This window comes from Streptomyces sp. SID3212 (assembly GCF_009865405.1).
Lineage (GTDB): Bacteria > Actinomycetota > Actinomycetes > Streptomycetales > Streptomycetaceae > Streptomyces.
This window is the reverse complement of the sequence record NZ_WWJY01000648.1, coordinates 1-10,216: the sequence shown is the minus strand read 5'-3', so window position 1 is coordinate 10,216 and position 10,216 is coordinate 1. Positions and strand designations below refer to the sequence as shown.

The following is a 10,216-nucleotide window of genomic DNA, read 5'->3' as shown; positions in this document are numbered from 1 at the left end:
GCTGGAGCCGGGGGGCGGCGCGGAGGCCGGCCGGCTGCCGGGCGCGCTCACGAACCTCGCCACCGAGGACGCCAAGCGGGTCGGCGCCGTCACCGTCGCGGTGATGGAGGCCGCCGCCGCGCTCACCGCGCTCACCGTCAGCGCCGTGGCCCTGCTCTGGATCTCCGTCCCCCTCGGACTGGTCGTCCTGCTGGGCACCCCGCTGCTGCTCTGGCTGGGTCATCTGCTGAGCAAACCGCTGGAGCGGCGCAGCGAGGCCGAGCAGGAACGCGCCGCGCACGCCTCGGGGGTCGCCGCCGATCTGGTGGCCGGGCTGCGGGTGCTCAAGGGCATCGGCGCCGAGTCCGCGGCCCTCGCCCGCTACCGGTCCACGAGCCGCGCCTCGCTGGGCGCCACGCTGCGGGCCACCCGGGCCCAGGCGTGGCAGAACGGCATGACACTGGCGCTGACCGGGGTGTTCCTCGCCCTGGTCGCCCTGGTCGGCGGCCGGCTGGCCGCCCAGGGGGACATCAGTCTGGGCGGGCTGGTCTCGGCGGTGGGTCTCGCGCTGTTCCTGCTCGGGCCGCTGCAAGTGGCCGGCTGGGTGAACGCGGAGCTGGCCCAGGGCCGGGCGTCCGCCGCGCGGATCGCGGAGGTGCTGTCCGCTCCCCCGGCCGTGGTGCCGGGGCCGGGTGCGCCGGCCCGGCCCGTACGGGGAGAGGTCCGGCTGCGTGAGGTGTCGTACGGCGGACTGCGCGGCTTCGAACTGGACGCCGCGCCGGGCGAGTTGCTCGGGGTGGTCACGACGGATCCGGCCGATGCCCTGGCGCTGCTGCGCTGCCTGGGACGGGTGGCCGACCCGGACGCGGGATCCGTGGAACTGGACGGTACGGCCCTCGCCACGCTCGATCCGGCGCTGGTCAGGGACGTGGTGCTGGTCGCGGGCCACGACGCCGACCTGTTCGAAGGGACCCTCCTGAGCAACGTGTCGGCCTCCGCCCCCGACCCCGCCGACACCGCGCATCTCCGGCGGGCGATGGCGGCGGCGGGCGCGGACGAGGTCGCCGACACCCTGCCGTACGGGGCGGACACGACGGTCACCGAGCGCGGACGGTCCCTGTCCGGCGGGCAGCGCCAGCGCGTGGCACTGGCCCGGGCGCTTGCCGCCGAGGCGCCGGTGCTGGTCCTGCACGATCCGACGACGGCGGTCGACGCGGTCACGGAGGCCCGGGTGGCGGGTGCGGTACGGGAGTTCCGGCGCGGCCGTACGACGATCCTGGTCACCGCGAGCCCCGCGCTGCTGGCCGTCACGGACCGGGTGGTGCTGGTGGACCGAGGGCGCGTGACGGACACGGCCGCGCACGCCGACCTCGTACAGCGGCACGAGTCCTACCGGACGGCGGTCTTCGCGTGACGGACAACCTCACCACCACACCTGCCGGCTCCGGTACGGCGCCGTCCGCCGGGGCGGACGGCCGGGCTCTGCTGCCCACCGCCTCCGTCCGGCGCACCCGCGCGGCGGTACGGGAACTGGTGCGGCCCCACCGGGGGCTGGCCCTCGCCGGACTGGCCACGATGGTCGCCGCCACCGCCGTCGGGCTGCTGATCCAGCCGACCCTCGGCCACATCGTCGACGCGGTCACCGAAGGCCGCCCGGCCGGCGCGCTGACCGCCCCGGTGGTCCTGCTCGTCGTGGTCGCCCTCGTCCAGGGCGCGGCGACCGGGCTCGGGCTCTCCCTGGTCTCCCGGCTCGGCGAGACCGTACTCGCCCTGCTGCGCGAGCGGTTCGTGGACCGCGCGCTGCACCTGCCCCTGGAGCGGGTGGAGGGCGCGGGCTCGGGCGACCTCACGGCGCGGGTCACCGGAGACGTGTCGCTGATCGCCGACGCGGTGCGCAACGCCCTTCCCGAGCTGGCCCGTTCGGTCCTCGCGATCGTCCTCACGCTCGGTGCGCTGGCCCTGCTCGACTGGCGGTTCTTCCTGGCCGCGCTGCTCGCCTTTCCCGTACAGGCGCACACGGCACGCTGGTACCTGCGCAACGCGGCGCCCCTCTATGCCGAGCAGCGCATCGCCAACGGGGCCCAGCAGCAGCAGTTGCTGGACACCATCGGGGGCGGGCCGACCGTGCGCGCCTTCCGGCTGGAGAAGGAGCACACCGGGCAGGTCACCGCCCGGTCGTGGTCGGTGGTCGAGCTGACGATGCGCGGGGTGCGGCTGATCCTGCGCTTCTACAGCCGGCTGCACCTGGCGGAGTTCACCGGTCTGGCCGCCGTGCTGGTGGCCGGCTTCCTGCTGGTGCGGGCCGACGCCGTGTCGATCGGTACGGCGACCGCCGCCGCGCTCTACTTCCACAGCCTCTTCACCCCGGTCAACTCGGCGCTGATCCTGATCGACGACGCCCAGTCGGCGACGGCGGGGCTGGCCAGGCTGATCGGGGTGGCCGACCTGGCACCGCCCGTACAGCCGGAGCGGCCGGCCGTACCGCGGGACGCGTCGGTCACCGTCCGCGGCCTCACGCACGCGTACCGCACCGGCCATCCCGTCCTGCACGGGGTGGACCTGACGCTGGCCCCCGGGGAGCGGGTCGCGCTGGTCGGGGCGAGCGGCGCGGGCAAGACCACCCTGGCCAAGATCGTCGCGGGCATCCACCGGCCGCAGAAGGGCACGGTGCTGATCGGCGGCGCGGACCTGGACGCGCTCGGCCCCGAAGCCGTCCGCCGGGCCGTCGCGCTGATCACCCAGGAGGTGCACGTCTTCGCCGGGCCGCTCGCGGACGACCTGCGGCTGGCCCGGCCCGGCGCGACGGACGCGGAACTGCGCGAGGCTCTGGACCGGGTGGACGCGCTCACCTGGGCCGACCTGCTGCCGGACGGACTCACCACGGTCGTGGGCGAGGGGGGCCACCGGCTCACCAGCGCCCAGGCCCAACAGCTCGCCCTCGCCCGGCTGGTGCTGGCCGACCCCCCGGTCGCGGTCCTCGACGAGGCCACGGCGGAGGCGGGCAGTGCCGGGGCGCGTGCCCTGGAGAAGGCCGCCGCGCGCGCCGTGGACGGCCGTACGGCACTGATCGTGGCGCACCGGCTGACGCAGGCCGCGACCGCGGACCGGGTGGTCGTGATGGACGCCGGCCGGATCGTCGAGTCGGGGACGCACGACACGCTGCGCGCGGCGGGCGGGCGCTACGCCGCGCTGTGGGAGGCGTGGTCGGACAGCCGCGAGGCGGCGCCGTGACCGGGATTTCCCGAAGAGGGCCGTGACCGTACTCCCCGACCTCCCGAACGCACCACCCAACCCCCCGCGTCCACCCACCAGAGAAGCACCACCGATCACGAAGGACCCCTTTGATGGCCCGCACACTGGCCCGCACACTCCGTGCCGACCGGCTCGCCGCCGCGTTCGCCTCCGTCCTGCTGCTCTTCGCCACCGTCGCCGCCTGCGGCTCGGACTCGGAATCGGGTTCCGGATCGAAGCCCGGCTCGGCGGCCGGGGGCAAGGACGCGGCGGCGCCCGGGGCGTACCCCGTCACCATCGCCCACAAGTTCGGCAGTACGGTCGTGAAGTCGCGGCCCCAGCGGATCGTCACGGTCGGTCTGACCGACCAGGACGCCGTGCTCGCGCTGGGCGAGGTCCCGGTCGGTACGACGGAGTGGCTGGGCGCGTACAAGGGGGCGCTCGGTCCCTGGGCGACGGCGAAGCTGGGCGGCGGGGCCGTACCGACGCTCCTCAAGGACCCCGGCACCGGACCGCAGACCGAGCGGATCGCGGCGCTGAAGCCCGATCTGATCGTGGCGCTGTACTCGGGGCTCACCAAGGAGCAGTACGAGACGCTCTCGAAGTTCGCCCCCGTGCTGGCGCAGCCGAAGCAGTACAACGACTACGGCATCCCGTGGGAGCTCCAGACCGAGACGGTGGGGAAGGCGCTCGGCAAGGAGGCGGAGGCGAAGAAGCTCGTCGCCGGGGTGGAGGCGAAGTTCGCCGCCGCGCGCGAGGCGAATCCGGCGTTCACCGGCGCGACGGGCGTGATGGCCACCCCGTACGAGGGCATGTTCGTCTTCGGCAGCCAGGACCCGCGCTCGCGGCTGCTGACGTCGTACGGTTTCAAGCTGCCGGCGGGGCTCGACAAGGCGATCGGTGACCAGTTCGGCGCGAACATCAGCAAGGAGCGGACCGATCTGCTGAACCAGAAGGTGGCGGTGTGGTTCGTCGGCGACCCGGTCAAGGACGCGGAGAAGCTGCACAAGGACCCGACGTACGGGGATCTGCCGGTGGTGAAGCAGGGGCGTGAGGTCTTCATCAAGGAGACGGGCGACTTCGGGAACGCGCTGTCCATGGGGACGGTGCTGAGCCTCCCGTACGCGCTGGACCGGCTGACGCCGCAGCTGGCGGCGGCGGTGGACGGGGATCCGGAGACAGTGGTGGCGCAGCCCGCGTCGTGATGCGGCCGCGCGCGGACGAGCGCGCGGCGCGTGATGTGACCGCACCCCGGCCAGGCGGGTTCTGGCCGGGGTGCGGTCATTTGCATGATTGCCTGACGAATAATCAGTAAGGGTTCATTTCGCGCAAGCCACCTATATACCGCAAACATAATGCGGTGTCATATTTCTGCCAGATCACCCCGTTCATCTCGTTCGAACCGATCAGGGGAAGGCAGGGACATGAGCAGATTCAGGTACGGAATCACCGCGCCGGTCGTCGCGCTGGCCGCCTTGGGAGCGCTCGTCACCGCGGGAGGCACGGCCCACGCGGAAGCGGGCCAGGACAGCATCACCATGCTGAAGCAGGAGAAGAACCAGTGGTGCTGGGTCGCCTCCGGGCTGACCATCGCCAAGTTCCAGGGCGTCGGCTCCACCCAGGCGGACTTCTGCGACCGGGCCAAGCCCTATTACGGCTGCAACAACCAGCCCGCCACGCTCGACGACATGGCCAAGGGGTGGAGCAGCCTCGGCATGACCCGCACCGGCACGGGCCTGAACAGCGCGGCCACGTTCGACCAGGTCCACACGGACGTCAAGGCGGCCCGGCCGATCGGTGCCCGCATCGGGTGGGCGGCCGGCGGCGGCCACATGAACGTGATCTACGGCTTCGACACGTCGAACACGACGATCGCGGTGGCCGACCCGTGGCCGGACACCACCACGTACACGTGGTGGAAGTACAGCGACTACGTGAGCAACAGCTCGTCCAAGTGGACCCATTCCCGCATCGGTATCTCCCGTTAAGGCAGGCGACGTGCGCGACACCAGCGGTACCAGCGGCACCAGAATGTCCGGCGGGCGGGCGGCCCGCTCCCCCCGTCCCTCCTCCCGTCTCTCCGTCCTCCTCGCGGTCGGCGCGTCCGCGCTGCTGTCCGTCGCCGGTCCGGCGTACGCGGCCCCGGCCAAGGACCCGCTCCCGGCCGACATCCCCGACTACCGGGCCGCGCTCGACGCGGTGAAGACCACCGACGTCCTCAACACCGTCTGCCGGTTCCTGCGCACTCCGGTGCCGACCGGCGAGGCGAGCACCCGGGTGCAGACGATCCCCGACACGGCAGAGCCCTGCCAGGGCCTCCCCGCCTTCACGATCAAGGACCCGGTCGCGCGGAACGAGATCACCCCCGGGTTCGCGGCGGGAACCGCCCAGCCGCTGGCCACCGAGGCGATCAGCCTGACGGGGCTGGTCTCCTCGCTGAGCACCACCGTGAACGGCCGCGACGCCACCGTCCTGCTCGCCCCCACCCAGGGCGGCGGCTGGCACCTGGCGGCCGTGCGCGACGGCAACAGCGAGGCCGGATACGCCGGCCGGGCCGGCGTGGGCACACTGACCTTCACCGAACCGCAGATCCGCGGCTGGTACCGGCTCAGGCTCACCACCGTCGAGCCGCTCAACGACCAGGCCCGGGAGGGACTGGGCGGCAAGGCGTCGGTGTCGCTCCGCGACTACCAGAAACTGGTCAAGGCCCGGTACGCCGACAAGCAGGCCGGCTCCGAGTACGACTCCAAGGGCTTCTCCAGCGGCTACGAGCTCCAGCGCGCGGAGACCGGCTCCCCGGACTCGTCGCCCTCCACGCTGCTCCTCGCCGGCGGGTCCGGCACGGCACTCGCCCTCGCGGGCGGGGCGGCGGTGTTCCTCCGGCGGCGGCGCCCCGGCGCGCGCTGAACCCACCCTTCATACACCCCCCGCTCCGCCCCGGCGGAGGGGGGGTGAACCTCTCGCATGCGGTCCTCGTGTGTTATTCCGGTAGATACGGGCCGATGAGTGTATCCACCACTCGGACGGCTTCCCCATCCGTACCCGCTGGATCCGCACGAAGGGCTGTCATGAGTAACCACCCGTTCCGTTTCGGCGTGAGTCTGATCAACGTCGGTTCCCGCTCCGCCTGGCGTGATCGTGTGCGCGAGGTGGAGGACCTGGGGTACGACGTGCTCCAGATGCCTGACCATCTGGGCATGCAGTCGCCGTTCCCGGCTCTGGTGGCCGCCGCCGACGTGACGGCCATGCGCCTGGGCACGTACGTGCTCAACGCCGGCATCGCCAGTCCCGCCTATCTGGCACGGGACGTCGCCGACACCCAGCGCCTCACCGACGGGCGCCTGGAGCTGGGGCTCGGCGCGGGATACATGCCGAACGAGTTCGAGGCCGTGGGCCTGCCCTTCGGTACCGGAGGGGAACGCCTGGGAAAGCTGGAGGCGACCCTGGCCGCGACGCGCGAGCTGCTGGCGGCGGAGCCGGACCGGCCCGTGCCGCCGATCATGCTGGCGGGCTCCGGTGATCGCATGCTGCGTTTCGGCGCCCGGGAGGCCGACATCTTCAGCTTCTCGATCATGGCCGGGGTGACGGAGGGCCTGCCCCCGGAGGAGGCGTTCGCGCGCCGCGTCCGCGTCCTGCGTGAGGCCGCCGGCGAGCGGGCCGACCGGATCGAGCTGAACCTGTTCGTCGCGGCGGTGGGCGAGAGCGCCGAGCAGCTGGATCTCGCGATCATCCGGCAGGCCAGTGGTCTCGACGACGCCTCGCTCAACCAGCTGCCGGGGGTGCTGATCGGTTCGCCGGAGGAGATCGCGGATCGGCTGCGGCGGTACCGGGAGGAGTACGGCGTCAGTTACATCAGCGTGCTGGAGCCGCACCGGGCCGCGTTCGCGGAGGTCATCAAGCACCTGCGGTGACGCCTCGGCGCGGAGCGCCCACGCCGCGGCTTCACCCCGACCCCGGTCCTCAATCGCCGGACGGGCTCATGGGAGCCCGTCCGGTCGAAGGAGGGACGTCAGAGGGTCAGGCTCTTCGGGCGGAGATCCGTCCAGTTCTCTTCGATGTACGTCAGGCACGACTCGCGGGTCGTGGGGCCGTGGGTCCTCGTCCAGCCCGCCGGGATCTCCGCGAAGTCCGGCCACAGGCTGTGCTGGCCCTCGTCGTTGACCAGGACCGAGTAGACACCCTCGGGGTTCTCGAACGGGTTGCTGCTGCTCATGTCGGATTCTCCTCAGGCTGCTCTTGTCACAAACGTGCGCCGGCGCGTGCCACCAGCGCTTCCAGGGCCCGGAACCACGTTGCCGCGAGGTCCCTGACATCTTCCTCGTCCAGCACTCCCGCCGGCCAGGACCAGTGTGCCGCGAGGACCGGGCCCTCGGGGCGGTCTTCCGTGACGACGTTGATGCCGAGGGCGTGGCCCTCGCGCATCGACGGGTCGGAACCGATGTCCGCCGCGTCCTCCTCGGGCGCGTACGACCAGTCGGTCGCCTCGGGGATGCTGAAGCGTCCCAGGTAGTTGAACTCGATCCGCGGCGGTTCCAGCGCGGCGAGCACCGGGGCCGTACGGGGGTTGAGGTGGCGGAGCATGCCGTAGCCGACACCGTTGGCCGGCAGTCCGCCCAGGTGGCGCTTGACCCGCTCCAGCGCCTCGTCCACCGCCGGGCCGCCCGCGAAGGCGTCGGCCAGGTCGACCGGGCCCGGGTCGAGACGGACCGGGAAGACGCTGGTGAACCAGCCGACGGTACGGGACAGGTCCGCGTCGCCCGTCAACTCCTCCTCGCGGCCGTGGCCTTCTAGGTCGACCAGCACCCCGCCCGTCGTACCCCGGCGGCGGAGCCAGTCCGTCAGCGCGAGTCCGAGGCCGGTGAGCAGGACGTCGTTGACCGTCGCGCCGAGGGCCGCGGGGGCCGAGGACAGCAGCGGGTCGGTGTGTTCCGGGGACAGGCGCAGCGCCACCTCCCGTACGGTGCCGGTGGTGTCGCGCTCCGGGTCCAGGGGCCGGAGCAGCGGGAGCGGCTCGGCGCCGTCCAGGATGCCGGTCCAGACGGGCAGTTCGGCCTCCCGGGCGGGGTCCGTTGCCAGCTGCCTGAGTTGGTGCGACCACTGGCGGAACGACGTCTCCACGGGGGCGAGTTCGGCCGGCCGGCCTTCGGCGACGTCCTGCCAGGCCGCCGCCAGGTCGGGCAGCAGGATCCGCCAGGAGACGCCGTCGACCAGCAGGTGATGGGCCATCAGGAGCAGTCGGCCTGGACGGTCGCCCGTGTCGAACCAGACCGCCTTGACGGCGTCGCCGGTCTCGGGGTCGAGGGCGGCCCGGGCGGTGTGGGCCCGGGCTGCGACGAGGGCGCCGAGGGCGTCCGGGTCGTTCGGGTCGAGGCCGGTCGCGTCGACGCGTTCGATCCAGCGGTCGGAGTCGAATCCGTCGGCCGGGGGGACGTCCAGGGTCCAGTGAGCCGTGTCGGTGGTGTTGGTCGTGTCGGTAGTGTCGGTCGTGTCCGTACGGATCAGCCTCGCCCGCAGCATGTCGTGCCGGACCGCCAGCGCCCGCAGAACGGCCGCCAGCTTCGGGCGGTCGAGTGCGGCGGGGGTCTGGACCAGGGCCGCCTGGTGGTAGCCCTGGAAGGGGCCGCCCAGTTCGCGCAGCCAGTGCATGACCGGGGTCAGCGGGACGCTGCCCGTGCCGTCGTCCGGGGTGCGGACCGCCGGGGCCGCCGCCTGTTCGGTGGCGACGGCGCACAGGCCCGCGACCGTACGGTGCCGGAAGACCAGGCGGGGTGTGATGCGCAGCCCGGCCGCCCTGGCCCTGCTGACCAGTTGCATCGCGACGATGCTGTCGCCGCCGAGGGAGAAGAAGTCGTCGTCGGCGCCGACCTGTTCGAGGCCGAGGACGGCGGCGAAGACGGCGGCGAGGGTCTTCTCCTGGGGGGTGGCGGGCGGCCGGCCGGTGGAGAGGGCGGTGAAGTCGGGCGCGGGCAGGGCGGCGCGGTTGAGCTTGCCGTTGGCGAGCTGCGGCAGCCGGTCCAGCAGGACGACGGCCGCGGGCACCATGTAGTCGGGCAGGTGCTGGGCGGCGTGGCCGCGCAGCCGGGACGCGTCGGGCGCGCTTCCGGCCACCGGGACGACATAGGCGACGAGTTGCTTGTGCGGTCCGTCCTGACGAGCCGTCACCACTACCTGTGCCGTGTCGGGATGACGGTCCAGGACGGATTCGATCTCGGCGAGTTCGACGCGGAAGCCGCGGATCTTGACCTGGTCGTCGGCGCGGCCGAGGTAGTCGAGCATCCCGTCGGAGGTCCATCGCGCGAGGTCACCGGTGCGGTAGAGCCGGGATCCCGGGGCGCCGAACGGGTCGGCGACGAATCGTTCCGCGGTCAGCGCGGGCCGGTCGAGGTAGCCGCGCGCCAGTCCGCCGCCGGCGAGGTACAGCTCGCCGGTGACACCGGGGGGTACGGGCCGGAGCCGGTCGTCCAGCACGTAGGCCCGGGTGCCCGCGACGGGGCGGCCGACCAGGGGCCGGTCGCTGTCGCGGACCCGTGCGACCAGGGCGTCGACGGTCGACTCGGTGGGCCCGTAAAGGTTGAAGACCTCCGTGCCGCGCAGCCCCCGCAGCCTGTCCCACAGCGCCTGCGGTACGGCCTCCCCGCCGACGCCGACCACCGCGAGGGGGCAGGTGTCGCCGGAGACCAGGCCGGTGTCGGCCATCTGGGCGAAGAACGACGGGGTGACCTCCAGGAAGTCGAAGCCGTGGGTGACGACCGCCGCCGCGAGGAGTTCGGGGTCGCGCCGGGTCTCCTCGGACACGACGTGCACGCAGTGGCCGTCCAGCAACCACAGCTGGGGCTGCCAGGAGGCGTCGAACGAGAACGACCAGGCGTGGCCGGCCCGCAGACGACGCCGGCCGGTCGCGGCGACGGCCGGTGCGTAGAGGGTCTCGCGGTGGCTGTGGAAGAGGTTGCCGACGGTCTCGTGGGTGATGACCACGCCCTTGGGGCGGCCGGTGGAGCCGGAGGTG

Annotated in this window: 8 protein-coding genes; 6 read left to right on the top strand and 2 right to left on the bottom strand. The window is 72.8% G+C overall.

Annotated features, from left to right (window positions below; genetic code table 11):
• The 6 genes from GT042_RS39225 to GT042_RS19465 form a co-directional block, all read left to right on the top strand.
• On the top strand, positions 1-1,393 hold a 1,393-nt coding region (locus GT042_RS39225; protein WP_161310008.1), incomplete at its 5' end, for an ABC transporter ATP-binding protein.
• A gap of 68 nt (positions 1,394-1,461) precedes the next feature.
• Positions 1,462-3,210 (top strand): ABC transporter ATP-binding protein, encoded by a 1,749-nt coding sequence (locus GT042_RS19485; protein ID WP_237530958.1) that lies wholly within the window; start codon positions 1,462-1,464, stop codon positions 3,208-3,210.
• 125 nt (positions 3,211-3,335) lie between these two features.
• A complete protein-coding gene (locus GT042_RS19480; RefSeq protein WP_161310009.1) occupies positions 3,336-4,415 on the top strand; it encodes an iron-siderophore ABC transporter substrate-binding protein in 1,080 nt (359 codons plus the stop codon).
• 219 nt (positions 4,416-4,634) lie between these two features.
• On the top strand, positions 4,635-5,198 hold the full coding sequence (locus tag GT042_RS19475) for a papain-like cysteine protease family protein (protein WP_237530956.1): 564 nt from the start codon (positions 4,635-4,637) through the stop codon (positions 5,196-5,198).
• A 10-nt stretch (positions 5,199-5,208) separates the two neighbouring features.
• On the top strand, positions 5,209-6,117 hold the full coding sequence (locus GT042_RS19470) for a hypothetical protein (protein ID WP_161310005.1): 909 nt from the start codon (positions 5,209-5,211) through the stop codon (positions 6,115-6,117).
• 188 nt (positions 6,118-6,305) lie between these two features.
• A complete protein-coding gene (locus GT042_RS19465; RefSeq protein WP_345943839.1) occupies positions 6,306-7,121 on the top strand; it encodes a TIGR03621 family F420-dependent LLM class oxidoreductase in 816 nt (271 codons plus the stop codon).
• Positions 7,122-7,219: 98 nt separating this feature from the next.
• On the opposite strand, the gene GT042_RS19460 is transcribed toward GT042_RS19465, so the two are convergent.
• Together GT042_RS19460 and GT042_RS19455 are read right to left on the bottom strand one after the other, a co-directional pair.
• A complete protein-coding gene (locus GT042_RS19460) occupies positions 7,220-7,423 on the bottom strand; it encodes an MbtH family protein (protein WP_161310003.1) in 204 nt (67 codons plus the stop codon).
• Positions 7,424-7,449: 26 nt separating this feature from the next.
• Positions 7,450-10,216, bottom strand: a 2,767-nt coding sequence (locus GT042_RS19455) for an AMP-binding protein (protein WP_161310002.1), incomplete at its 5' end; no start/stop codon positions are given.